This window comes from Streptomyces sp. NPDC048671 (assembly GCF_055587045.1).
Genome location: NZ_JBVJHB010000029.1, coordinates 1 through 24,187 on the forward strand (window position 1 = coordinate 1; position 24,187 = coordinate 24,187).

General features: G+C 70.9%; 22 protein-coding genes. 17 read left to right on the forward strand and 5 right to left on the reverse strand.

Going from position 1 to position 24,187, the window contains the following annotated elements:
• The 4 genes from ACZ6S6_RS36505 to nudC all read left to right on the forward strand — a co-directional run.
• Nucleotides 1-962, forward strand: a 962-nt coding sequence (locus ACZ6S6_RS36505) for a tetratricopeptide repeat protein (RefSeq protein WP_469709345.1), incomplete at its 5' end; no start/stop codon positions are given.
• A gap of 328 nt (nucleotides 963-1,290) precedes the next feature.
• The gene (locus ACZ6S6_RS36510; RefSeq protein WP_469709346.1) at nucleotides 1,291-4,713 is read left to right on the forward strand and encodes a UvrD-helicase domain-containing protein; all 3,423 of its coding nucleotides are present in this window, start codon (nucleotides 1,291-1,293) and stop codon (nucleotides 4,711-4,713) included.
• Nucleotides 4,714-4,723: 10 nt separating this feature from the next.
• A complete protein-coding gene (locus ACZ6S6_RS36515) occupies nucleotides 4,724-6,118 on the forward strand; it encodes a dipeptidase (protein WP_362957442.1) in 1,395 nt (464 codons plus the stop codon).
• A gap of 44 nt (nucleotides 6,119-6,162) precedes the next feature.
• Entirely contained in the window at nucleotides 6,163-7,107 is a 945-nt protein-coding gene (gene nudC, locus ACZ6S6_RS36520; protein WP_362957440.1) for an NAD(+) diphosphatase, read from the forward strand.
• A 191-nt stretch (nucleotides 7,108-7,298) separates the two neighbouring features.
• Here nudC and ACZ6S6_RS36525 read toward each other — a convergent pair whose 3' ends face one another.
• Entirely contained in the window at nucleotides 7,299-7,556 is a 258-nt protein-coding gene (locus ACZ6S6_RS36525; RefSeq protein ID WP_362957436.1) for a mycoredoxin, read from the reverse strand.
• Between the two features lie 234 nt (nucleotides 7,557-7,790).
• Between ACZ6S6_RS36525 and ACZ6S6_RS36530 the strand changes: the two genes are divergently transcribed.
• The 5 genes from ACZ6S6_RS36530 (at nucleotide 7,791) to ACZ6S6_RS36550 (ending at nucleotide 11,816) form a co-directional block, all read left to right on the forward strand.
• A complete protein-coding gene (locus ACZ6S6_RS36530) occupies nucleotides 7,791-9,980 on the forward strand; it encodes an ATP-dependent DNA helicase UvrD2 (protein WP_469709349.1) in 2,190 nt (729 codons plus the stop codon).
• Between the two features lie 167 nt (nucleotides 9,981-10,147).
• The gene (locus tag ACZ6S6_RS36535; protein ID WP_363067793.1) at nucleotides 10,148-10,483 is read left to right on the forward strand and encodes a hypothetical protein; all 336 of its coding nucleotides are present in this window, start codon (nucleotides 10,148-10,150) and stop codon (nucleotides 10,481-10,483) included.
• A gap of 172 nt (nucleotides 10,484-10,655) precedes the next feature.
• Nucleotides 10,656-11,024, forward strand: a complete 369-nt coding sequence (locus ACZ6S6_RS36540) for a WhiB family transcriptional regulator (RefSeq protein WP_362957428.1) — start codon at nucleotides 10,656-10,658, stop codon at nucleotides 11,022-11,024.
• Between the two features lie 32 nt (nucleotides 11,025-11,056).
• The gene (locus ACZ6S6_RS36545; RefSeq protein ID WP_362957598.1) at nucleotides 11,057-11,380 is read left to right on the forward strand and encodes a hypothetical protein; all 324 of its coding nucleotides are present in this window, start codon (nucleotides 11,057-11,059) and stop codon (nucleotides 11,378-11,380) included.
• A 232-nt stretch (nucleotides 11,381-11,612) separates the two neighbouring features.
• Nucleotides 11,613-11,816, forward strand: a complete 204-nt coding sequence (locus ACZ6S6_RS36550; RefSeq protein WP_469709351.1) for a hypothetical protein — start codon at nucleotides 11,613-11,615, stop codon at nucleotides 11,814-11,816.
• A 12-nt stretch (nucleotides 11,817-11,828) separates the two neighbouring features.
• On the opposite strand, the gene ACZ6S6_RS36555 is transcribed toward ACZ6S6_RS36550, so the two are convergent.
• Nucleotides 11,829-13,358: an ABC1 kinase family protein gene (locus ACZ6S6_RS36555; RefSeq protein ID WP_469709353.1), complete on the reverse strand. Its 1,530-nt coding sequence runs from the start codon at nucleotides 13,356-13,358 to the stop codon at nucleotides 11,829-11,831.
• A 41-nt stretch (nucleotides 13,359-13,399) separates the two neighbouring features.
• Nucleotides 13,400-14,545, reverse strand: a complete 1,146-nt coding sequence (locus ACZ6S6_RS36560; RefSeq protein ID WP_362957419.1) for a ThiF family adenylyltransferase — start codon at nucleotides 14,543-14,545, stop codon at nucleotides 13,400-13,402.
• A gap of 188 nt (nucleotides 14,546-14,733) precedes the next feature.
• Between ACZ6S6_RS36560 and ACZ6S6_RS36565 the strand changes: the two genes are divergently transcribed.
• From ACZ6S6_RS36565 to ACZ6S6_RS36580, 4 genes are all read left to right on the forward strand, one after another.
• Nucleotides 14,734-15,357: a M48 metallopeptidase family protein gene (locus tag ACZ6S6_RS36565; RefSeq protein WP_362957416.1), complete on the forward strand. Its 624-nt coding sequence runs from the start codon at nucleotides 14,734-14,736 to the stop codon at nucleotides 15,355-15,357.
• A 106-nt stretch (nucleotides 15,358-15,463) separates the two neighbouring features.
• Entirely contained in the window at nucleotides 15,464-17,098 is a 1,635-nt protein-coding gene (locus tag ACZ6S6_RS36570; protein WP_469709355.1) for a TerD family protein, read from the forward strand.
• Between the two features lie 11 nt (nucleotides 17,099-17,109).
• Nucleotides 17,110-17,790, forward strand: coding sequence for an AIM24 family protein (locus tag ACZ6S6_RS36575; RefSeq protein WP_362957410.1), 681 nt, complete (start codon nucleotides 17,110-17,112; stop codon nucleotides 17,788-17,790).
• 19 nt (nucleotides 17,791-17,809) lie between these two features.
• Nucleotides 17,810-18,565: an AIM24 family protein gene (locus ACZ6S6_RS36580; protein WP_469709357.1), complete on the forward strand. Its 756-nt coding sequence runs from the start codon at nucleotides 17,810-17,812 to the stop codon at nucleotides 18,563-18,565.
• 66 nt (nucleotides 18,566-18,631) lie between these two features.
• Here the strand turns inward: ACZ6S6_RS36580 and ACZ6S6_RS36585 are convergent, their stop codons facing one another.
• On the reverse strand, nucleotides 18,632-19,180 hold the full coding sequence (locus tag ACZ6S6_RS36585) for an NUDIX hydrolase (protein WP_469709358.1): 549 nt from the start codon (nucleotides 19,178-19,180) through the stop codon (nucleotides 18,632-18,634).
• Nucleotides 19,177-20,652, reverse strand: a complete 1,476-nt coding sequence (locus tag ACZ6S6_RS36590) for a zinc-dependent metalloprotease (protein WP_469709359.1) — start codon at nucleotides 20,650-20,652, stop codon at nucleotides 19,177-19,179. Before ACZ6S6_RS36590 ends, ACZ6S6_RS36585 begins: the two co-directional genes overlap by 4 nt.
• Before the next feature lie 190 nt (nucleotides 20,653-20,842).
• Between ACZ6S6_RS36590 and ACZ6S6_RS36595 the strand changes: the two genes are divergently transcribed.
• The 4 genes from ACZ6S6_RS36595 (at nucleotide 20,843) to ACZ6S6_RS36610 (ending at nucleotide 24,156) form a co-directional block, all read left to right on the forward strand.
• Entirely contained in the window at nucleotides 20,843-22,033 is a 1,191-nt protein-coding gene (locus ACZ6S6_RS36595; protein WP_362957399.1) for an SDR family oxidoreductase, read from the forward strand.
• 111 nt (nucleotides 22,034-22,144) lie between these two features.
• Nucleotides 22,145-22,606 carry a molybdenum cofactor biosynthesis protein MoaE gene (locus ACZ6S6_RS36600; protein ID WP_362957396.1) on the forward strand — a complete coding sequence of 154 codons (462 nt, stop codon included), beginning with the start codon at nucleotides 22,145-22,147 and terminating at the stop codon, nucleotides 22,604-22,606.
• A gap of 128 nt (nucleotides 22,607-22,734) precedes the next feature.
• Nucleotides 22,735-22,923, forward strand: a complete 189-nt coding sequence (locus ACZ6S6_RS36605; RefSeq protein WP_362957393.1) for a hypothetical protein — start codon at nucleotides 22,735-22,737, stop codon at nucleotides 22,921-22,923.
• A gap of 144 nt (nucleotides 22,924-23,067) precedes the next feature.
• Entirely contained in the window at nucleotides 23,068-24,156 is a 1,089-nt protein-coding gene (locus tag ACZ6S6_RS36610) for a YlbL family protein (RefSeq protein ID WP_469709360.1), read from the forward strand.
• Nucleotides 24,157-24,187 lie beyond the last annotated feature (31 nt).

A 24,187-nucleotide genomic window follows, 5' to 3' on the forward strand; every position in this document is an offset into this window, starting at 1 on the left:
CGCTCTATGAGGCCACCCTCGCCCAGCGTGAGCAGGTCCTGGGCGACACTCACCCCGATACCCTGATGAGTCGCAACAACCTCGCAGGCGCCTACAGGAGTGCGGGGGATCTTGCGCGGGCGATTCCGCTCTATGAGGCCACCCTCGCCCAGCGTGAGCAGGTCCTGGGCGACACTCACCCCGATACCCTGACGAGTCGCAACAACCTCGCAGGCGCCTACAGGAGTGCGGGGGATCTTGCGCGGGCGATTCCGCTCTATGAGGCCACCCTCGCCCAGCGTGAGCAGGTCCTGGGCGACACTCACCCCGATACCCTGACGAGTCGCAACAACCTCGCAGGCGCCTACAGGAGTGCGGGGGATCTTGCGCGGGCGATTCCGCTCTATGAGGCCACCCTCGCCCAGCGTGAGCAGGTCCTGGGCGACACTCACCCCGATACCCTGACGAGTCGCAACAACCTCGCGTTCGGCTACAAGAGTGCCGGGGATCTTGCGCGGGCGATTCCGCTCTATGAGGCCACCCTCGCCCAGCGTGAGCAGGTCCTGGGCGACACCCACCCCAACACCCTGAGCAGTCGCAACAACCTCGCAGGCGCCTACTGGAATGCGGGGGATCTTGCGCGGGCGATTCCGCTCTACGAGGCCACCCTCGCCCAGAGTGAGCAGGTCCTGGGCGACACTCACCCCGATACCCTGATGAGTCGCAACAACCTCGCGTTCGGCTACGAGAGTGCGGGGGATCTTGCGCGGGCGATTCCGCTCTACGAGGCCACCCTCACCCAGTACAAGCAGGTCCTCGGCGACACCCACCCCAACACCCTGAGCAGTCGCAACAACCTCGCTCGGGCTAAAGCGTCAGAACAGCAGTTGACCGCTTCAGCTGACGCACTCAGCGGTGCAGTCAACGGCAAAGTGCTGCCTGATCGCCGCCCAGATCCCACCAGGGGAGACATCCCTACGTAATGGGTCGAGTACTCTATGTGTAGAGGAAGTGCCTGCCGAGGAAGACGTCGTAGACGCGGGCCGGGTGCGCCTTAGTGGTATCTATTCGCTTCCTGAGCCCGGCGGTGGCGTCTGGCGCTCCGGAGCCGTTTGCGGAGCCGGGGGCTGGGATGTCGGCGCTCATATGACCGTCCTCGTAAGGCTGTTGATGCGACAGGCGTCAATCTAGACGGTTCCCTGCGGCCTGTATCCCGCCATCGGGCAGAACGGGCGCCCCGCCGATGCCCCGCCGGCGCCCGCCCGCTCACGGCTTCGTGGGTTGTCGGCGCGGCCGGTTAGCCTCTGTGGAGTGTCCTCACACCTCACCGATCCCGAGCAGCTCAAGGAGCTCCTCGGGATCCCCTTCACCCCGGAGCAGACGGCGTGCATCACCGCGCCGCCCGCCCCGCAGGTGATCGTCGCCGGAGCCGGGTCGGGGAAGACCACGGTGATGGCGGCCCGCGTGGTGTGGCTCGTCGGGACCGGACAGGTCGCCCCCGAGCAGGTCCTCGGCCTCACCTTCACCAACAAGGCGGCCGGCGAACTGGCGGAGCGCGTCCGCAAGGCCCTGGTCGCGGCCGGCGTCACCGACCCGGACGCCATCGATCCGGACAACCCGCCGGGCGAGCCCAGCATCTCCACCTACCACGCGTTCGCCGGCCGGCTCCTGACCGAGCACGGGCTGCGGATCGGGCTCGAACCCACCACCCGCCTCCTCGCCGACGCCACCCGCTTTCAGCTCGCCGCCCGCGTACTGCGCGAGGCCCCCGGCCCGTACCCGGCCCTGACCAGGTCGTTCCCCACCCTGGTCAGCGATCTTCTGGCGCTCGACGCCGAGCTGGCCGAACACCTCGTACGCCCCGAACAGCTCGCGGAGCACGACACCGAGCTGCTCCGCACGCTGGAGACCGCCAAGCTCAGCAACGCCGAACTGCGCAAGATCCCCGAGACCGCCGAGGCCCGCCGCGAGCTGCTCTCCCTGACCCGGCGCTACCGCGAGGCGAAGCGGAGCCGCGACCTCCTCGACTTCGGTGACCAGATCGCGCTCTCCGCACAGCTCGCCCTCACCCGCCCCGAGGTCGGCGCGATCCTGCGCGACGAGTACCGGGTCGTCCTGCTCGACGAGTACCAGGACACCTCCGTCGCCCAGCGGCTCCTGCTCTCCGCCCTCTTCGGCAGCGGCCCCGACGGCATCGCGTCCGGGCACGCCGTCACCGCGGTCGGCGACCCCTGCCAGGCCATCTACGGCTGGCGCGGCGCCTCCGTGGCCAACCTCGACGACTTCCCGAGCCACTTCCCGCAGGCCGACGGCGCCCCCGCGACCCGCTACTCCCTCAGCGAGAACCGCCGCAGCGGCGGCCGCCTCCTCCACCTCGCCAACGGCCTGGCCGCGCCCCTGCGCGCCATGCATGAGGGCGTCGAGGCCCTGCGCCCCGCCCCGGGTGCCGAGCACGACGGCCTCGTCCGCTGCGCCCTGCTGCGCACCCACACCGAGGAGATCGACTGGCTCGCCGACTCGATCGCCCACCTCGTGCGGACCGGCAAGGCACCCGGCGAGATCGCCGTCCTGTGCCGCACGGCGGGCGACTTCCCGGAGATCCAGGCCGCCCTGGTGGCCCGGGACATCCCGGTCGAGGTCGTCGGTCTCTCCGGGCTGCTCCACCTCCCCGAGGTCGCGGACCTCGTCGCGGTCTGCGAGGTCCTCCAGGACCCGGGGGCCAACGCGTCCCTGGTCCGGCTGCTCACCGGCCCCCGCTGGCGCATCGGCCCCCGCGACCTGGCGCTGCTCGGCCGCCGGGCCCGACTCCTGGTCCACCGCGCGGCCCACGGGGACGACGACGACTTCGACCCCGACCGCCGGCTCGCCGAAGCAGTCGAAGGTATCGACCCGGCCGAGGTGATCTCGCTCGCCGACGCGCTGGACACCTTCCTCGACTCCGGCGGCGAGCAGGACGACCGCCTGCCGTTCTCCACCGAGGCCCGCATCCGCTTCGCCCGGCTCGCCACCGAACTGCGCGACCTGCGCCGCTCGCTCGCCGACCCCCTGATGGACGTACTGCACCGGGTCCTCGGCACCACCGGACTCGAAGTCGAGCTCTCCGCGTCCCCGCAGGCCCTGGCGGCCCGCCGCCGCGAGACCCTCGCCAACTTCCTCGACGTCGCGGCCCGCTTCGCCGCCGTCGACGGGGAGGCCACGCTCCTCGCCTTCCTCGGCTTCCTGCGCACCGCCGCGCAGTACGAGAAGGGCCTGGACAACGCGCTGCCCGGCGGCGAGAACACCGTCAAGGTCCTCACCGCCCACAAGTCCAAGGGCCTGGAATGGGATGTCGTCGCCGTGCCCGGCCTGGTCACCGGCCAGTTCCCCAGCGGCCAGTCCCGCGACGCCTGGACCTCCCAGTCCAAGGTCCTCCCGCACGCCCTGCGCGGCGACACGGCCACCCTGCCCGTCATCCACTCCTACGACGCCAAGGGCCTCAAGGGCTTCAAGGAGGAGATGAAGGAGCACCAGCACACCGAGGAGCTGCGCCTCGGATACGTCACCTTCACCCGGCCCCGCACCCTGCTGCTCGGCTCCGGCCACTGGTGGGGCCCCAGCCAGAAGAAGCCGCGCGGCCCGTCCGCCTTCCTGCACGCGCTGTACGAGCACTGCGCGGCCGGACACGGCGAGATCGAGGCGTGGGCGGACGAGCCGGCCGAGGACGAGGAGAACCCCGCCCTGGCCGAGTCGGCGACCGACCACGCCTGGCCGCTGCCCCTGGATGACACCGCGCTGGCTCGCCGCAGGGCCGCCGCGGACACGGTGATGGCCCGCCTGAACGCGCTGGCCACGGCGGGGCCGGTGCCGGACGGGTCCGACGACGCGCCGTTCCCCGAGGACGAGCCGCCCCCGGACGACGCCCCGTTCCCCGAGGACGACCCCTACCCGGACGAGGCGCCGTTCCCGGACGAGGCCCCCTTCCCCGACGACGCCCCGCCCCCCCAGGCCCCGCACGTCCCCGTGGCCCGCACGCCCGAGAGCGTCCCCCCGCGCCTCACCCCCGAGGAGTCCCGCACCCTCGCCTCCTGGGACCGCGACCTCGACGCCCTCGCCGGGGAGCTGCGCCGGGCCCGCGCCGGCGTGCGCGAGGTCCTCGTGCCGGCCTCGCTCTCCGCCACCCAGCTGCTGCGGCTGGCCGACGACCCCGACGGCTTCGCCCAGGAGCTGGCCCGTCCGATGCCCCGCCCCCCGCAGCCGGCCGCCCGCCGGGGCACCCGCTTCCACGCCTGGGTCGAGTCCCGGTTCGAGGAGCTGCCGCTGCCCATGCTCGGCCCCGACGAGCTGCCCGGCGGTGACGAGAGCGACACCGACATCGCCGACGAACGCGATCTCGCCGAGCTGAAGGAGGCCTTCGAGCGCACCCCGTACGCCCGCCGCACCCCGTACCGCGTCGAGACGCCGTTCCAGATCACCCTGGCCGGCCGGGTGATCCGGGGCCGTATCGACGCGGTGTACCGCACCGGGGACACGTACGAGATCGTCGACTGGAAGACCAGCCGTACCAACACCGCTGACCCCCTCCAGCTCGCCGTCTACCGTCTCGCCTGGGCCGAACTGCACGGATTGCCGCTCACCGACGTCACGGCCACGTTCCTCTTCGTACGGAGCGGCGAGAGCGTCCGCCCGGCCCGCCTCCCGGGCCGCCCGGAGCTGGAGCGCATCCTCCTGGACGAGCCACCTCCCGCGGCCGGATAAGCTGAAGGTCATGAGCGACACCCCGGACAGCGCCGTCCGTACGTACACCGAGCAGCACCGCACAGCCTTCCTCGATGACCTCGCCGAGTGGCTGCGCATTCCCTCCGTGTCCGCTCAGCCGGAGCACGACGGGGACGTACGGCGCAGCGCAGAGTGGCTCTCCGCCAAGCTGAAGGAGACCGGTTTCCCGGTCACCGAGATCTGGGAGACGGACGGGGCGCCCGCCGTCTTCGCCGAGTGGCCGTCCGAGGACCCGGACGCCCCCACGGTCCTCGTGTACGGGCACCACGACGTGCAGCCCGCCGCCCGCGAGGACGGCTGGGACACCGACCCGTTCGAGCCGGTGATCCGGGACGGCCGGATGTACGGGCGCGGCGCGGCCGACGACAAGGGGCAGGTGTTCTTCCACACCCTCGGGGTCCGGGCCCACCTGGCCACCACCGGCCGCACCAGCCCCGCCGTGCACCTCAAGCTCCTCGTCGAGGGCGAGGAGGAGTCCGGTTCGCCGCACTTCCGCGCCCTGGTCGAGCGGCAGTCCGCCCGGCTCGCGGCCGATGCCGTGATCGTCTCCGACACCGGCATGTGGGACGAGACGACCCCGACCGTCTGCACCGGAATGCGTGGCCTCGCCGAGTGCGAGATCGAGCTGCACGGCCCCGGCCAGGACATCCACTCCGGATCGTTCGGCGGCGCGGTCCCCAACCCCGCGACCGAGATCGCCCGGCTCGTCGCGGCCCTCCACGACGCGGACGGCCGGGTCGCGGTACCCGGTTTCTACGACGGCGTGGCCGAACTCACCGACACCGAGCGCGCCCTCTTCGCCGAGCTGCCGTTCGACGAGGCCACCTGGCTGCGTACGGCCAGGTCGCAGTCCGCGTCCGGCGAGGCGGGCTACTCCACGCTGGAGCGGATCTGGGCCCGCCCGACCGCCGAGGTCAACGGCATCGGCGGCGGCTACCAGGGCGCCGGAAGCAAGACGATCATCCCGTCCTCCGCCCGGGTGAAGCTCAGCTTCCGCCTGGTCGCGGGCCAGGACCCGGACCGCGTCCAGGAGGCCGTGCAGGCCTGGGCCGAGGCCCGGATCCCGGCCGGGATCCGTCACCGGATCACCTTCCTCCCCGCCACCCGCCCCTGCCTCACCCCGCTGGAGCACCCCGCGCTGCGGGCCGTGGCCCGCGCCATGGGACGGGCCTTCGGCCAGAAGATCCTCTTCACCCGGGAAGGAGGCTCGGGACCCGCCGCCGACCTCCAGGACGTCCTCGGCGCCCCCGTCCTCTTCCTGGGCATCTCCGTACCGTCCGACGGCTGGCACGCCCCCAATGAGAAGGTCGAACTCGACCTGCTGCTCAAAGGCGTGGAGACCACCGCCCATCTCTGGAGCGAACTGGCGGCCGCACTCCGCTGAATCCTCTGAACACCCGATCCATCCCGGGGGAGTAGGAAGCACCTGTGAGCACCTTCGACAACGCCACCGCAGGCCGGCCGATCGGTCTGACCGCGCCCAGCGGCATCGACCGCGCCGCGCACCACCGCCTCGACGAGGCCTGGCTGGCCGCCGCGTGGAGCCACCCGACGACCCGGGTCTTCGTCGTCTCCGGCGGGCAGGCGCTGATCGACGACACCGCCGACGGCACCGAACTCGTGATGACCCCCGCCTTCGAGGCGCCTCTCACCGAGACCCACCGCTACTTCCTCGGCACCGACGAGGACGGCGTCAGCTACTTCGCCCTCCAGAAGGACTCGCTGCCCGGCCGCATGGACCAGTCGGCCCGTCCCGCCGGGCTGCGCGAGGCGGGCCTGCTCCTCGGCGCCCGCGACGCCGGTCTGCTGGCGCACGCGGTGGCGCTGGAGAACTGGCAGCGGCTGCACCGCTTCTGCTCGCGCTGCGGCGAACGCACGGTGATCGCGGCGGCGGGCCACATCCGCCGCTGCCAGGCCTGCGGCGCTGAGCACTACCCGCGTACCGACCCCGCGGTCATCATGCTGGTCACCGACGACCAGGACCGCGCCCTGCTGGGCCGCCAGGTCCACTGGCCCGAGGGCCGCTTCTCCACCCTGGCCGGTTTCGTCGAGCCGGGCGAATCGATCGAGCAGTCCGTGGCGCGCGAGGTGTTCGAGGAAGCGGGCATCACGGTCGGCGAGGTGGAGTACGTCGCCAGCCAGCCCTGGCCCTTCCCGTCCAGCCTGATGCTCGGCTTCATGGCACGGGCCACGACGTACGAGATCAACGTCGACGGCGAGGAGATCGAGGAGGCCTGCTGGTTCTCCCGCGAGGAGCTGACCGCCGCCTTCGAGTCGGGCGAGATCCTGCCCCCGTTCGGCATCTCGATCGCGGCCCGGCTGATCGAGATCTGGTACGGGAAGCCCCTGCCGAAGCCGGTCCGCGCGAGCTGACCCGGCGGGCGCCGGGCGCGGGGCTGTCCGCGTTCAGCACCTTCGTGACCGGCCACCACGGCCGCGGCGGCGATCCAGCCAAGACCGGACCACGCACGGACGCGTCGGTAACCCCGCCGTTCCCGTCGCGCACAGAACCGCCCCCTCCGGTCGGGTTCGCCGGAGGGGGCGGTGCTGTGCGCGACGGGGTGTCAGGCTGTGAGGGCCTGCTTCACCTGGGCCAGGCTCGGGTTCGTCATGACGACGTCCTCACCACCGCCGGCGGGAGCCACGAGAACCGTCGGGACCGTCTGGTTCCCGCCATTCGCCTTCTCGACGAAGGCGGCGGAGTCCGGGTCGTGCTCGATGTTGATCTCGGTGTACGCGATGCCCTCGCGGTCCATCTGGCCCTTGAGCCGACGGCAGTATCCGCACCACGTGGTGCTGTACATCGTCACAGTGCCCGGCATGTCTTCGCGCTCCTCTGTCTCATCGGTCTCGGCAATCCCGCCGCATCCCGTCTCGGTCTCTTCCGTTCGGTCTCTTCCGTCACACGGAGAAGCCGGGACGCGCGTTGCCGCACGACAGGAGAACGTACGTGACCTGGCCACCATTCCCGGCGCCGTTCCCTATTAGTACGACGGATACGGCACCCCTGTGGACAACTTCCACGTCCGCCCCTTTCGACCTGGCAGCATGGCGGGGTGACATCAGCAACGCATTCCACCCTCTTCCCTCAGGTCCCCGACTCCGCCGACGCCGTCCTCGACGGGCTCGACCCCGAGCAGCGCGAGGTCGCCCTGGCCCTGCAAGGCCCGGTGTGCGTGCTGGCCGGAGCCGGTACGGGCAAGACGCGGGCCATCACGCACCGCATCGCCTACGGGGTGCGCGCCGGGATAATCCAGCCGACGAGTGTGCTTGCCGTCACGTTCACCAACCGGGCCGCCGGTGAGATGCGGGGGCGGTTGCGCCAGCTCGGAGCCGGCGGGGTGCAGGCGCGGACCTTCCACTCCGCGGCCCTGCGCCAGCTCCAGTACTTCTGGCCGAAAGCAGTCGGTGGCGATCTGCCCCGGCTGCTGGAGCGCAAGGTCCAGCTGGTGGCCGAGGCGGCGGCCCGCTGCGGCATCCGGCTCGACCGCAACGAGCTGCGCGATGTCACGAGCGAGATCGAGTGGGCCAAGGTCACCCAGACCGTGCCCGCCGACTACCCGGCCGTCGTCGCCAAGTCCCAGCGGGACGCCCCGCGCGATCCAGCCGAGATCTCGCAGGTCTACGCGATGTACGAGCAGCTGAAGCGGGACCGCACGGTGATCGACTTCGAGGACGTGCTGCTCCTGACCGTCGGCATCCTTCAGGACCGGCACGACATCGCCGACCACGTCCGCCGTCAGTACCAGTACTTCGTCGTCGACGAGTACCAGGACGTCAGCCCGCTCCAGCAGCGGCTGCTCGATCTCTGGCTCGGCGACCGGGACAACCTCTGCGTCGTCGGTGACGCCAGCCAGACGATCTACTCCTTCACCGGAGCCACCCCCGACCACCTGCTGAACTTCCGCACCCGCCACCCCCTGGCCACCGTCGTCAAGCTCGTCCGCGACTACCGCTCCACGCCCCAGGTGGTCCACCTGGCCAACGGGCTGCTCGGCCAGGCCCGCGGCAGGGCCGCCGAGCACCGGCTCGAACTGGTCTCGCAGCGCGAGCGCGGCCCCGAGCCCGCCTATACGGAGTACGCGGACGAGCCCGCCGAGGCCGAGGGCACCGCTCGCCGCATCCGTGACCTGATCGCCGCGGGCGTCCCGGCGGGCGAGATCGCCGTGCTCTACCGGGTCAACTCCCAGTCCGAGGTCTACGAGCAGGCCCTGGCCGACGCGGGGGTGCCGTACCAGCTGCGGGGCGCGGAGCGGTTCTTCGAGCGCGCGGAGGTACGGGAAGCGGGCGTCGCCCTGCGCGGCGCCGCCAGGGCCGGGGGCAACGACTCCCTGCTGGACGATGCGCAGGGGCTGCCCGCCGAGGTCCGCGCGGTGCTCTCCACCAAGGGCTGGCGGAGCGAGCCGCCCGCCGGGTCCGGGGCGGTGCGCGACCGCTGGGAGTCGCTGGCCGCACTGGTCAGGCTTGCCGAGGACTTCGAACAGGCCAGGCCGGGCGCGACCCTCTCCGACCTGGTCGCCGAGCTGGACGAGCGGGCCGCGGCCCAGCACGCCCCCACGGTCCAGGGCGTCACCCTCGCCTCGCTGCACTCGGCGAAGGGCCTGGAGTGGGATGCCGTGTTCCTGGTCGGGCTGACCGAGGGCATGATGCCGATCACCTACGCCAAGACGGACGAGCAGATCGAGGAGGAGCGCCGGCTGCTCTACGTCGGAGTCACCCGGGCCCGCTTCCACCTCTCGCTGTCGTGGTCGCTGGCCCGCTCGCCAGGCGGCCGGGCCGGCCGCCGCCCGAGCCGCTTCCTGAACGGGCTGCGCCCCGGCTCGGCGTCGCTGGGCTCCCGGGGCGGGGCGGGCGGCAGCGGCGGCATCGAGCGCCCGGTGGCGGCCCGGCGCAAGCAGCGTGGGCCCGCGCTGTGCAGGGTGTGCGGCAGGACCCTCACCGACGCCGGTGAGATGAAGCTGATGCGCTGTGACGACTGCCCGTCCGACATGGACGAGGCGTTGTACGAGCGGCTGCGCGACTGGCGCGCGGCGCGGGCGCGGGAGATCAGCCAGCCCGCCTACTGCGTGTTCACCGACAAGACGCTGATGGCCATCGCGGAGGCGGTGCCCGGCAGCGAGGGCGAACTGGCCGGGATCCCCGGGGTCGGCGCGCGGAAGCTGGGCCGTTTCGGCGCCGCGGTGCTGGACATCTGCGCAGGTGGGGACGGGGCGGAGGAGTCTGCGGAGGCCGACGAGGAGATGTGAGGAAAACTCGTCGAAAAAATAGTTTGCGCCCGCCCCAGTCGTCACCATAGGTTCTTAACCACGGGAACAGCGACTTCTCTGAAGCCCTGATCCTGTGCTGTACTTATTCCGAATACGTAGGACCGGCTTGGTCGGTCCGCCCGAGACGCCGAGAGGAGGCGATTGAAGTGATCAGCATCATCGAGACCAACAAAATGACCGATCTCTCGGTCGTCTCCGCCTGCTCGCTCGGCCTCGCCTGCTCTTCGACGTCTTCCCTGCGTGGCACCGGTATGTCCGGCATTTCCGCCGTCAGCCCGCTGTCCCTGGTGAGCCTTCCCGAGCGGGAGCGTAATGAGCGACCGACCCAGGCACCGGCAGCAGCAGTAGCGAAGGGACAGGCCCAGGCCTATGCCTTTGCGGCCGTCGGTGCGGGAGCGGAAGCCGGAGCCAAGAAGCAGACGACGCACCACCACACGATGTGGGCCTTCCGTGGGCCTGAACCCTGGAGAGATCCAGCCTGATCGACAATCAGGCCGGCGCCTTCAGGGCCGCGGAACCCCACTCGGGATCCGCGGCCCTTTTGTTTTGTCCGAACGGACGAGACAGCACGAAGGAGCCTCGGGACAAGCAACACCTGGTACCAGCCGCCCCCCGGCCAACAGGCCGGAACGACCAGACGAGGACACCACCACCGTGCAACTCGAAGCGCACGCCCCGTCAGTACCGCCTTCCGAAACGATCCCCCCGCCCGGCCTCACGGAGGACTCCACCTTGACCCCGCTCACTGCGCTCACCGCGCTCGACGACGCCATCGAGAACCTCGGCGTGCCCGTCCCCTGCCGCTCCTACGACCCCGAGGTCTTCTTCGCCGAGTCCCCGGCCGACGTCGAGTACGCCAAGTCCCTCTGCCGCACCTGCCCGCTCGTCGAGGCCTGCCTCGCCGGCGCCAAGGAGCGCCGCGAGCCGTGGGGTGTCTGGGGTGGCGAGCTCTTCATCCAGGGCGTCGTCGTCGCTCGCAAGCGTCCGCGTGGCCGTCCCCGCAAGAACCCGGTCGCGGCGTGATCGCCGACCTGGGGGTCGCGGCCCCCAAACCCATGAAGCGCATCGGAACCATCGACCGTCCCCACACCCACGATCCCCGAAACCAGGAACCAATGACCATCCCCACGAGGGAGCCCGTCGGCTCCGCGACACCGGACGTCACCATCATCGGCGCGAACGACTCGCGTCAGAACAGGACCCGTGAGATGCAACTCATCCCAGAAGCCCTGGCTCGTGCTCATATGCACGACCGCCTGAGGGAAGCCGACGCGGAACGTCAGGCCGTGCGCCTGATCCACGCGCGGCGGATGCAGCGCCGGGCCGAGCGCGCCTCGATGCGTGCCCGGCGTGCGCTGGCCATGGCGGTCATGCACTGAGCCGAGCAGGCTCGAACACCAGCAGGCTCGAACACCAGCAGGCTTGAACACCAGCAGGACCCGGCATCAGCAGGACCGCTGCGGGGCAGCCGCTCTCTGACCCGCAGCAAGCAGTACCCAGTACCCACATCACCACCCCTGCCTCGGGGCCGGTCCACTCGGACCGGCCCCTAGGCCGTGCTGTGTGGTGCCTTGCCGTGCCGGACCGCGACGGTGGAGTTATCGTCACGAGGTGGACGAGGAGACGCAGCGCCCCGAAGCGGCGGGCACCGAGGGCGTCGTATGTGCCCTGTGCGGTACCGGAGCCGGGAGCGACGACGCACCGCCGACCTGGATCTGTTCCGTGGAGAACGGCAGCCGTCGCTACTTCTGTGACAGCTGCGCGCGCGGCCACATCAGGGCCATCGAGAGCCGGCTCGACTCCGCCTGGTGGTGACCTGACCAGCCGCTACTTGGCTTCCGCGCCGGCCGCGGCGCCCTCCACGGGCTCGTCCACCGCCGCGAACTCGTCCGTCGCCTCGTCCGTCGCCTCGAACTCGGCCGGAGCTTCCTCGGGCCACTCCTCGCCGGCTCGTTCCTCCTCTTCCTGCGGCAGGAACCCCGGCAGCCAGGCTTCGAGTTCCTCACGCAGCCGGACCGTCGCGCCGAGCTGGCACAGCACCCCTATCGTGCTCAACGTCACGCGGTGTATCAGCAGATAGGCAGGCGGCAGATTCAGCTGCTTGCCCAGCTGGTGGGCGGGGGAGCGCGGATCAGCTATCCGGGCGGCCTGATTGCGCATCCAGCTCCGGCTGAAGGCGAACTCCTCCACCAGCGCGGGTTCGATGATCGGCCGGAGGTAGTCGAGCACCGCGTCCGGGGCGAGGTCGATCGAGTCCTTGACGAAGCCCTCGTCGCGCAGCATCTCGTACACGCCGTCAGCGTCGCCCCGGAGCGTCAGCCGCAACGAGTCCCCGATGGGCTGCGGCAGCCCGCCGGGCAGCCGGTCCACCGTCCCGAAGTCGAGGACACCGAGCCGCCACTGAGCCGCCCCGGTGTCCTCGGTGCCGTCGGCGTCCGGGGCGTGACCGGTCTCGTCCGCGTCCGCCGGGCCGGCCGGCTCCGGGGGCAGCAGCCGGAAGTTGCCCGGGTGCGGGTCGGCGTGGAGCAGCCCGGTGCGCGCGGGGCCGGAGAACAGGAACCGGGCCAGCAGCTGTCCGGCCCGGTCCCGCTGCTCCGCGGTTCCGTCGGCGATCACATCGGCCAGCGGCACACCGTCGATCCACTCCGTGACCAGCACCTGATCGGACTGGTGGACCACGTCCGGGACCACGACATCGGGATCGTCCGCGAACTCCTCGGCGTGCTCCCGCTGCGACCGCGCCTCCTGTTCGTAGTCCAGCTCTTCCGACACCCGGTCGCGCAGCTCCGTGATCAGCGGCTTGATGTCCATGCCGGGAATCAGCGGGCCGAGCAGCCGGGCGAACCGGCTGAGCTGGGTCAGGTCCGAGAGCAGAGCCTCCCCGGCACCCGGGTACTGCACCTTCACCGCGACGTCCCGCCCGTCGTGCCACACCGCCCGGTGCACCTGCCCGATCGAGGCGGCGGCCGACGGCTTGTCCTCGAACGTCAGGAACAGCTCCCGCCAGTCCTCACCGAGCCGCTCGGCCAGCACCGCGTGGACCCTGCCCTCCGGCATCGGAGGAGCGGCCTCCTGGAGTTTGGTGAGGGCCGCGCGGTAGGGGCCGGCGACCTCCTCGGGCAGGGCCGACTCGAAGACGGAGAGGGCCTGTCCGAGCTTCATCGCCCCGCCCTTCAACTCGCCCAGGACCTTGAAGAGCTGGTCGGCGGTGCGCTGCTGTACCTCGCGGGCGACCAGCTCCGCGGACTTCCCGCCGATGCGCTTGCCCAGCCCCCACGTGGCCCGGCCCGCGAACCCCAACGGCAGCGCGGCCAGCTTGGCGGTTCGGGTGACCGCCTTCCGGGGAAGATCAGACATATGCCCCTCCAAATCCCAGACTGCCGCGCTGCGTGCGGCGGTTACCCGGCCATTGTGTCGTGCGCCGTGCCGGCCCCGGAGGTGCGCACCCCCTCAGTGTGCCCACCCGCTCCACAGGAACAGTCGAGGTGCGCCCGGATCTGCTCCGACCGCCAGTCCAACAGCGGCAGCGCGGCTTCCCACCGGGCCCCGGTGCAGGCGGGCAGCTCCCCGTCGAGGAAGGACAGCGCGTGGGCGGCCGCCAGACCTGCCACCGCGGTCGCCAGGCCCAGGTCACAGGCCTGCACGGCGGTGCGCCGGCCGGACTGCCACTGAGCCAGCATCCGCGGCCACTGCGGGTCCCGGTCGCGCCGGTCCAGATCCAGGCATCCCGCGCACGCCGTACCGCCCGGCAGCACCAGGGGCCCGACGAATCCGGTGGCCTCGATCACTCCGGCGTAGAGGTGCGGTGTGCCCGAGGCGATCCACGGCTCGGCGGTGCGCGGATCGGGGACGTAGGCGGAGAGGCTCTCGCGAGGGGCGACCACGATCAGGGACAGGCCCGGCTCGCCGCGAGCGGGCCCGCCCGACGACAGCGTCGCCCGTGCCGCCGGACCGGGGGCCGAGCGCCGGACCAGCTGACGGGCCGCGGAGTCCCGGCGCTCTCCGGTCGCCGAGGGCGGCAGCCCTCCGGGCGAGACGTCGCACGGCTCGGCGCATCCCCCGTCCAGCACCTCGACGTGCCCCACCCCGGATCCGGAAAGCACCGCGGCGACGGCCGCACCGACCCGGCCGGCTCCTCGCACCTGGACGCGCATGGAACGGCGGGCGGCCAGCCGGCGCAGCCCGCCGCCGGGCTCGGGATGCACGACGGAGAGTGACGCGAGGTCCGGCCGCTGACGCTCCATGGCGTCCGCCCGGTTCCGCAACGCATCGGCTTCCGGTCCGCCGGCCCGCACATCGTCGATGAGTCCCGCGTCCGACAACCGCACGACGAGGGTGTCCACCTGGCGTTCGGTGAGATCCAGCGCCCTGGCCTCTTCACGCAACAGCGGCATCCCGCGTGTTCCGTCGAGGAGCTCCAGGAAGCACCCCGTCGCGATATCCATCGGGCCGACCTTCACCGCGTGTGCGGGCGTCACACCGAATTGGACGGTGCCGCGGCCGCGCCATGCGCGGCGCAGCGCGGGCTTCAACATCGGATGCACGGCTTCCCCCTGGTCTGTGTGGCTGCGTGAGATCCATTGCCAGAATGCAGCGGGCCGCGGAAGCGGGTGCAGAGTTATCCACAGGCAGGGGGTATTAGTCGTTCAAATGGTGCAAGCCATGGGGTGGATCACGTGTGAACCGTTCGGGAGACGGGACTTCCCCCACGGACAGCGGGTAACGTCGTGCCGTGCCCGCCGACCCGTCACCCGGTTTCGCCGGGGAGACCCCCGCGCGCAGCGCCGGAATCCATCAGCGCAGCGCGGAAGACCACCCGCCCCGCGGCTCGGCGACGAGCGCGGTCGAGGTCCGCAGGAGCTCCCGCCGCAGCAGAACGGTCTCCGCGTACCGGGAGGGTGACCGCACGATTGTGCTGATCCCCGCCCGGATGTCCGAGGCCGAGGAGCGGCGCTGGGTGAGCGTGATGCTCGACAAGCTGGCCGCCCAGGAGAGCAGACGCATTCTCGGCGACAGCGAACTCGCCGAGCGGGCGGAGCGATTGTCCGCGCAGTATTTCGAGGGCCGGGCCAGACCCGTCTCGGTGCGGTGGGTGACCAATCAGAACACCCGGTGGGGGTCCTGCACCCCGGCCGAGGGCAGCATCCGCCTGTCCCACCGGCTGCAGGGGATGCCCGAGTACGTCGTGGACTACGTGCTCGTCCACGAGCTGGCTCATCTTCTGGTGCCCGGACACGGTCCGCGGTTCTGGCGGCTCCTGGACGCCTACCCCCGTACCGAGCGGGCGCGCGGCTATCTCGAAGGGGTGGTGGCGGCCGACCGGCTGCCGCACCTGCCCGCCGCACGCGGCGAGTGACGTTCGGTGATTCTGTACCGGGTCTGTACCGGCTTGGCCGGGGGCCGGACTTTGCGGTTAGCCTGACGCGACGCATTAGCTTCCGGATGGGGGACGGTCGTTACGCATGGCCAGGGAATTCCAACGCGGCCACAAGGCCAAGATCAGCGATCTCACGCCGGGGACGGACCTGTACGTAGGTGTGCAGATCGCCGGCCCGGGACTGACCTTTGACATCAGCTGCTTCGGCCTCGATGCCAATGAGCAGCTCTCCGACGACCGGTATTTCATCTTCTTCAACCAGCCGAAATCTCCCGAGGAGTCCATTCAGCTCCTCGGTGCCCAGGCCGGTGACACCGAGTCGTTCCGCGTGACTCTGGACCGTGTTCCGGCGAGCATCCACAAGCTGTCGTTCACCGCGACGCTGGACGGCGCCGGACAGATGGCGCAGGTCGGCCCCGGCTACATCCGGATCGTCGCGGGTGGCGAGGAAGTCGTCAGGTACGCCTTCACCGGCTCGGAGTTCACCACCGAACGTGCGGTGATGCTGGGTGACTTCTACCTCAAGGACGTCTGGCGGTTCGCCGCTGTCGGCCAGGGTTTCGACGGCGGCCTCGACGCGCTGCTGAAGAACTTCGGGGGCGAGGTCGCCGAGGAGGAGCCCGCCGCTCCGCAGCCGCAGTCCGCCGTCCCGTTCGCCCCGCCCGCCCAGGCGGCGGCGCCCGTCCCGTCGTTCGGCGCCCCGGCCGCACCACAGATCCCGCAGCCGGCACCGTCCTTCGGCGGACCGCCCGCGCCGGCGCCCACTCCGCAGCAGCAGCAGATGCACGCCGCGCCCACCATCGTGGCGCCGTTGGTCCCGCAGGGCGGCAGCGTGCCCCCGCCGCCTCCGCCACCGCCCCCGCTCGCTCCGTACGGACATCCGGGGCAGCCGCCCCAGCAGCCGCAGTTCGGGCAGGTCCCGGGACAGCCGGCCGCACCCTATGGACAGCCGGCTCCCGCACCCTACGGACAGCCGGCTCCGGCCCCGTACGGACAGCAGCCTCCCGGCATGCCGCCGGGCATGCCCCAGGGCGTGCCGCAAGGGGCGCCGAAGACCGGGGCAGGCCTCCTGGCCGCGCTCCAGCCGTACAAGGAGACGGCCACCGGCCAGCGCTGGACCGCGCAGAACCAGCAGCTCATGCGCGTCGACCTCACCAACGGCGGCGGGGGAGTGCTGGCCAGGCAGGGCAGCATGGTGATGTACCAGGGCAAGGTCGACTTCGGCTACAAGGGCGCAGGTTTCGCCGGCCGGATCGTCGGCAACGCCACCGGTCAGGAAATGCAGCTGATGCGCTGTACCGGCAACGGACAGGTCTTCCTCGCCGAGGACGGCTCCCATCTGCACGCGGTCGAGCTCCAGGGCGACGGCATCTGCGTCTCCGCGGAGAACGTCCTCGCCTTCGACGAGTCGCTGCAGCACGAGGTCCGCAGGATCGAGGGCCACGGCATCCCCGGAGGCGCCCTGTTCACCATGCAGTTCCAGGGCACCGGCACCGTCGTCGTCAAGACCCACGGTGTGCCGGTCGTCCTGCCGGTCACCCCGACCACCTTCGCCGACTGCAACGCCGTCGTGGCGTGGTCGGCGGCGTCCCAGGTGATCGTCTCCAGCCAGGTCCGGCTGCGCCGCAACGCCTACCCCGGACACAGCGGGGAGACCGTGAACCTCCAGTTCCGGGGCGCACCCGGCAACTTCATCGTCGTCCAGCCCTACGAGGTCTGAGGGAGCCCGTCATGAATCAGCAACTCGCGGGCTACGCCCCGACCCCCGTCACGGCCCGGATGGAGAACCACGGCCATTCGATGCTGAAGGTCGCCATGGCCACCGGCCAGGACCTGTACGCGCGCACCGGCTCGATGGTGGCGTACGAGGGCTTCATCCAGTACGAGCCCAATCCGCCCGCCGTCCGCCAGATCGCCTCGCAGTGGATCACCGGCGAGGGCACACCCCTGATGAAGTGCGCGGGTGACGGGCTGCTCTACCTCGCCGACTACGGCGCGGACGTGGTCGTCATCAATCTCAACAACGACTCCCTCTCGGTCAACGGCACCAACGTCCTCGCCTTCGACGGCCATCTCACCTGGGGTGTCGAACGGGTCAAGGGACTGGCCAAATTCGCCGGCCAGGGCCTGTGGAACGTCTGCATCTCCGGCACCGGCTGGGTCGCCATCACCTCGCGCGGCACGCCGATCGTCGTCGACTGCGGGCGTGGCGAGGACGAGACGTACGTCGACCCGGACGCCCTGGTGGCGTGGTCCCCGAACCTCAAGGTGAAGGGCAAGCGCAGCTTCAAGGCATCCTCGCTCATCGGGCGGGGCAGCGGAGAGGCGTTCCAGATGGCCTTCTCCGGTGAGGGGATCGTCGTCGTCCAGCCGAGCGAGGACAGTACCGACCGCCTGCGGGTCCGGAACTGACGGGGAGGGAGAGAACACCATGCAGAGTCCGCTCTTCAGCTACACGGAACAGCAGTCCCAGGACCGGTACGCGGTTCAGAACCCGCAGCTCCTGCGGGTCTCGCTGACCGGCCACGACGACGTCCTCGCCCGCAAGGGGGCCATGGTCGCGTACCAGGGGCTGATGGAGTTCGACGGCGAGTACCAGTCGCACGGACAGCGCCGGGCCCGCGCGAGCACCGGTGAGGGCCTCGACCTGATGCGCTGCTCCGGGCAGGGCACCGTCTATCTCGCCAACCTGGCGCAGTACGTCCACGTGGTGGATGTCGACCGCGACGGCATGACGGTGGACAGCGCGTATGTCCTGGCGCTCGACTCGGCGCTGCACACCGAGGTCATCGCGGTGGACAGCCAGTACGGCATCTCGGGCACCGGCAAGTACCAGCTCAACATCTCCGGCAGCGGCAAGGTCGCCCTGATGACCTCCGGCCAGCCCCTGATGATGCAGGTCACGCCCGACAAGTACGTCAACGCCGACGCGGACGCCGTCGTCGCCTGGTCCAGCTCCCTGCGCGTGCAGATGCAGGCCCAGACGCACTCGTCGGGCGTCATGCGCCGACGCGGCAACACCGGAGAGGGCTGGGAGCTCAGCTTCCTCGGGCAGGGCTTCGCCCTGGTCCAGCCGAGCGAGGTGCTGCCGCCGCAGAACGCCCAGATCGGCCAGGGGATGGCCGCCCAGTTCGGCATGGGTCAGCAGGGTGTCCACGCCCAGAACCAGAACAACGCCTGGAACTGAGCCACCCGATCGGTAAGGGGCGGCCTCCCAGGAGGCCGCCCCTTACCCGTGCTGTCGTCGCTGCCGCTACCGGGCCCCGTCCAGTACCGCCCGCGTACGTTCCACCAGACGCACCACCGAGGAGTCGGCGACCCCGGCGACCTCGTCGTAGGCGAACCAGCGCAGGTCCAGCGATTCGTCACTGATCCGCTCCGTCGAACCCGACGGTGCCAGTGCCGCGTACTGGACGTCCAGATGCCAGTTGCAGGGCGCCGGGATCGGGTGGCGGTCCAGGGTGACCGGGCCGCCCGCCAGCAACGTCAGACCGGCGATGCCGGATTCCTCAGTGGCCTCGCGCAGCGCCGCACCGGCCAGCGTGGCGTCCCCGGGCTCGCAGTGACCGCCCATCTGCAGCCACATCCGCAGCTTCCGGTGCAGCGTGAGCAGCACCCTGCCGCGCTCCGGGTCCACGACCAGCGCGCTGGCCGTCAGGTGCCCGGCCCCGCAGGCCTTCCACATGCCGTCGGGATACAGCGACAGATGGTCCAGATAGGCCCGGGGCAGCTCCTCCTGGGCGGCGTCCGCACCGCCTCCGTAGCTCTTCAGTACGAGAACGGCGTCGTCGTGCAGGCTCACTTGTCGGTGTCGCCCTTGCCGTCGCCGTCCGAGCTGTCGTCGCCCTTGCCGTCGGCGTCGTCCGGGCCGGGACCGGCCTTGCCCTCGGTGCCGGCCGCGGGCTTCTGCGGCCCGTTCGCGGCCTCGCCGAGCATCTTGTCCAGCTCGGAGAAGTCCAGCTGCTCGTGGTGCACGAACCCGTCCGGATCGTCCAGGTCGTGAGCGGTCGGCAGCATGTCGGGGTGCTCCCACAGCGCGTCGCGTCCGTCGACACCCCGTGCGTCCGTGAGCGAGGCCCACAGCCGCGAGGCGTCACGCAGCCGCCGCGGACGCAGCTGGAGACCGATGAGCGTGGCGAACGTCTGCTCGGCGGGACCGCCGGAGGCGCGGCGCCTGCGCATCGTCTCGCGCAGCGCGTCCGCCGAGGTCAGCCGGGACTTCGCGGCCTCGTGCACCACGGCGTCCACCCAGCCCTCGACCAGCGCGAGCGCCGTCTCCAGCCGGGCCAGGGCGGCCTTCTGCTCCGGGGTGTCCTCCGGCTGGAACATGCCCTGCTGAAGAGCTTCCTGCAGCTGCTCGGGCTGTGACGGGTCGAACTGGCCGACCACGTCCTCCAGCTTGCTCGTGTCGACCTTGATGCCGCGCGCATAGCCCTCCACGGCACCGAACAGATGCGAGCGCAGCCACGGCACGTGGGCGAAGAGCCGCTGGTGAGCGGCCTCGCGCAGCGCCAGGTACAGCCGCACCTCGTCCTGCGGCACGCTCAGGTCCTTGCCGAACCGCTCGACGTTCAGCGGAAGCAGCGCGGCCTTGCCGGCCGGGCCCAGCGGCAGCCCGATATCGGTCGAGCCGACCACCTCGCCCGCCAGCACGCCGACGGCCTGCCCGATCTGCTGGCCGAACATCGCGCCGCCCATCGACCGCATCATGCCGATCAGCGGGCCCGCCATCGCCTGCATCTCCTCGGGCAGCACATCGCCCATGGCGAGGCCGACACGCTCGGCCACCGGGTCGACCAGCTTCTGCCAGGCGGGGAGGGACGCCTCGACCCACTCCGCACGGCTCCAGGCCACGGTGGAGACCGAACCGGACGGCAGCGACGTCGCGCCGTCCAGCCAGATGTCCGCCAGGCGCAGCGCCTCGTCGACCGCGGCACGCTCGGACGGGCCGACGCTCGCGTCCTTGGTGCCGTCCGCGGTGCCCTGCGAGACGGTCTGGCGGGCGATCTGCTTGGCCATGTCCCAGTTCACGGGACCGCCCTCGTAGCTCAGCATCTGGCCGAGCTGCTGGAAGGCGGCGCCCAGGTCGTTCGGGTTCATCGAACCGAACATCGCGGCGAAGGGGTTGTCACCGCCCGCGCCGGGGCCGAAGCCGAGCGGGTTCGCCGGACCGCCCGAACCCTGCCCACCTCCGGTGGGGTCCTTCTTCTTGCCCTGGTCGCCGTCGTCCGGCTCCTCCGGCGGAAGGCCGAATCCGAATGGGGTGTCACTCACGGGTTTCCTCGGCTCGTAGGGCCGCCGGATCGAACCGACGGCGACTGCCCGACATCACCATCCAGCGTAGACACCAAGTCCGCTCAGGGCCTCAGTGCTCCGTCGGCTCCCTGCCTGCGGCAGGATGGACGCCACCTGGTACGTACGCGTCATTCGGGTACGTACTGAAGACAACCGCTGGAGACGCCCGGTGAGTTCCCCAGATCCGCAGGTTCGCGCAGCGCGAAACCTGGCCGACCCGCTGTCCGAGAAGAAGACCGAGAACGAGACCGAGAACAAGGCCCGGAGCAAGCCCGAGGACAAGACCGTCCGGAGCCGCTCCAGGAGCCGCGGCCCCGTCGTGGCCGTCACCGGAGCCGCGACGGGTGTCGGCGAGCTGCTCGCGGCCCGGCTCGCGGCCTCCGAGGAGATCAAGCAGGTCATCGCCATCGACGAACGCCGCGGGGAGGTCTCCGAGGCGACCTGGCACATCCTCGACGTCCGTGACCCGGCCATCGCGGAGAAGCTGCGGGGCGCGGACGTCGTGGTGCACCTGGCGCTCGATCTCGACCTGGAGACCGATGCCGCCGCCCGCACCGCCTACAACGTGCGCGGCACCCAGACCGTGCTGACCGCCGCCGCGGCCGTCGGCGTCCACCGGGTCGTGCTGTGCACCTCCGCGATGGTCTACGGCGCGCTGCCCGACAACGACATCCCGCTGGCCGAGGACGCCGAGCTGCGGGCCACCGCGGAGGCGACCGGCGTCGGCGACCTGCTGGAGATCGAACGGCTCGGCCGTCGCGCGCCCCGCGCCCACCCCGGACTCCACGTCACCGTGGTCCGTCCCACGGTGCTCGTCGGCGGTACCGACACGGCACTGACCCGTTACTTCGAGTCACCGCGCCTCCTCGTCGTCGCCGGATCGCACCCCACCTGGCAGTTCTGCCATGTCGACGACCTGGTCACGGCGCTGGAGTACGCCGCGCTGGAGAAGATCGACGGGGAGTTCGCGGTCGGCTGCGACGGCTGGCTCGAACAGGAGGAGGTCGAGGAGATCAGCGGCGTCCGCCGGATGGAGCTGCCCTCCGCCGTGGCGCTCGGCGCCGCCGCCCGGCTGCACCGGATCGGCCTCACCCCGTCCCCGGCGGGGGACCTGGCGTACACGATGCATCCCTGGGTGGTGAGCGTGAGCCGGCTGCACGACGCGGGCTGGCGCCCGAGCTGGACCAACGAGGAGGTGCTCGCCGCCCTCCTCGAAGAGGTGGAGGGACGGCACACCGTCGCGGGCCGCCGGCTCGGCCGCAAGGACGCCACCGCGGCCGGTGCCGCCGGCGCGACCGTGGCCCTGCTCGGTACCGCCGCCCTGGTACGGCGCGCCCGCAAGGCGCGCCGCCGTATCTAGGGCCTGCCTGCCGTAGGGCCTGCCGTCTGTAGGAGGCTCCAAGGGTGCCGGCGGCCCACCGGCGGAAAGCGCAATTCCGTGATGCCGGCGCGGTGCGGCACGATGTCATGCATGGCACCCACGCATGACCACCCCGGCGAGCAGACGGCACAGGACCCGATCCGGCTGCTGGAGATCCGCGACACGCCGTTGTCGGTGGACGAGATCTTCCGTGCCGTCGGCGACGACGCCGCCGGCGGCACCGCGCTCTTCGTCGGCACCGTGCGTAACCACGACGGCGGCCAGGACGTGGGCGCGCTCGGCTACTCGTGCCATCCCTCGGCGCAGGACGAGATGCGCCGGGTGGCGGAGAGGGTCGTCGCCGCCTTCCCGGTCCGGGCGCTGGCCGCTGTCCACCGAGTGGGTGAACTGGAGGTGGGCGATCTCGCCGTCGTCGTGGCGGTCTCCTGCCCGCACCGCGGAGAGGCCTTCGAGGCCTGCCGCAAGCTCATCGACGACCTCAAGCACGAGGTCCCGATCTGGAAGCACCAGCGCTTTTCCGACGGTACGGAGGAGTGGGTCGGAGCCTGCTGAGCGCAAACCGGCCGGGCGGGCTTCCGCCCCGATTTGCGTAACCGCACCCCTGCCGTGAGCGTTGGCTCTGCAGATGGTTAATCTGCTGATAGGTCAGTTGCGGTTGCTCATGAGGCAGGGAGGTCGTCATGGCAGCACTCGCCTGGTTGTTGATTCCGCTTTTCGCTGCGCTCGGTGCCGCGATATGGGGAAGCTGGGCCGCCCGTAATCGCACGACCGGCGATGTCACCGAACTCGCCGGATATGCCCGGTTCCGTGAAGCGATGGAGAAGTCGCACTCCGGTTCGGAGCCGGTCGAGCAGATATCGAACGTCTGACGCCGCACCGAACGTACGCGGTTGCCAATCCGCACCACCGCATCGCCTGCCGAGGCTTCCCGGCGCACCCCTCGCGCCCCGCCCCGGCCCCGTACGGACCGGCCCCGGCGGTGCACAAACAGACCCTTCCCGTACTGTCGTTCCATGCCACGCCGCACCGCGACGATGCTCGCCTCCACGCTGGTCCTTATCGCGCTGATCTGCGCGGGTCTGCTGATCAAGGTTCCGTACTCGGAGATGTCCCCCGGGCCGACCGTGAACACGCTCGGTGAGGTCGACGGCGAGCCCGTGCTGCAGATCAAGGGGCGCGAGACGTACAAGACGTCCGGCCATCTCAACATGACGACGGTCAGGGTCACCGGCGCGGACTACAACATGAACATCGTGGAGGCCCTCTCCGGATGGCTGGGCCATGACAGCCTGGTCGTACCGCACGACACGCTCTACCCGGACGGCAAGACCGAGCAGCAGTCGACGCAGGAGAACGCCGAGGAATTCAGCCAGTCCCAGGAGAGCGCCAAGGTCGCGGCCCTCACCGAACTGGGCATTCCGGTGTCGTCACGGGTCGTGGTCTCCACGGTCATCAAGGACAGTCCCTCGCAGGGCAAGCTGCACGCCGGTGACGTGATCAAGGCCGTCGACGGCACGGCGGTCAAGCAGCCCGAGGACGTCGCGAAGCTCGTCACCCGGCACAGGCCCGGCCAGGACGTCACCTTCACGGTCATCCCGGCCAAGACCGCGGCGGCGGCCGAGAAGGCCGGCAAGGAGCCCAAGGGCACCGAGAAGATCACCCTCACCACGGAGAAGGCCCCCAAGGAGGACCGCGCGATCGTCGGCATCCAGGCGGGGACCGATCACACCTTCCCGTTCGAGATCGACATCAAGCTCGCGGACGTGGGCGGCCCGAGCGCCGGTCTGATGTTCTCCCTCGGCATCATCGACAAGCTCACCCCCGGACAGCTGACGGGCGGCAAGTTCGTCGCGGGCACCGGGACGATCGACGACAAGGGCAAGGTCGGTCCGATCGGCGGCATCAACATGAAGCTGGTCGGCGCGCGCAACGCCGGGGCGCGCTACTTCCTGACCCCGGCCGACAACTGCAAGTCGGCCGCCTCCGACACCCCCGACGGACTCACCCTGGTGCGGGTGAAGACGATCGACGACGCCAAGAAGTCGCTGGACAGGATCCGCTCGGGGGACACGGCCGGCCTGCCGAGCTGCTCGACAGGCTGACCGCGTCCCCGCACCGGCGGGAGCGGCGGGG

What these genes read in the sequence shown, in the direction of transcription:
- ACZ6S6_RS36545 (WP_362957598.1), top strand. Translation starts at nt 11,057, where the DNA reads ATGAAGCGCATCGGAACCATCGACCGTCCCCACACCCACGATCCCCGA.
- ACZ6S6_RS36610 (WP_469709360.1), top strand. Translation starts at nt 23,068, where the DNA reads ATGCCACGCCGCACCGCGACGATGCTCGCCTCCACGCTGGTCCTTATC.
- ACZ6S6_RS36605 (WP_362957393.1), top strand. Translation starts at nt 22,735, where the DNA reads ATGGCAGCACTCGCCTGGTTGTTGATTCCGCTTTTCGCTGCGCTCGGT.
- ACZ6S6_RS36570 (WP_469709355.1), top strand. Translation starts at nt 15,464, where the DNA reads ATGGCCAGGGAATTCCAACGCGGCCACAAGGCCAAGATCAGCGATCTC.
- ACZ6S6_RS36515 (WP_362957442.1), top strand. Translation starts at nt 4,724, where the DNA reads ATGAGCGACACCCCGGACAGCGCCGTCCGTACGTACACCGAGCAGCAC.
- ACZ6S6_RS36580 (WP_469709357.1), top strand. Translation starts at nt 17,810, where the DNA reads ATGCAGAGTCCGCTCTTCAGCTACACGGAACAGCAGTCCCAGGACCGG.
- ACZ6S6_RS36575 (WP_362957410.1), top strand. Translation starts at nt 17,110, where the DNA reads ATGAATCAGCAACTCGCGGGCTACGCCCCGACCCCCGTCACGGCCCGG.
- ACZ6S6_RS36600 (WP_362957396.1), top strand. Translation starts at nt 22,145, where the DNA reads ATGGCACCCACGCATGACCACCCCGGCGAGCAGACGGCACAGGACCCG.
- ACZ6S6_RS36525 (WP_362957436.1), bottom strand. Translation starts at nt 7,556, where the DNA reads ATGCCGGGCACTGTGACGATGTACAGCACCACGTGGTGCGGATACTGC.
- ACZ6S6_RS36555 (WP_469709353.1), bottom strand. Translation starts at nt 13,358, where the DNA reads ATGTCTGATCTTCCCCGGAAGGCGGTCACCCGAACCGCCAAGCTGGCC.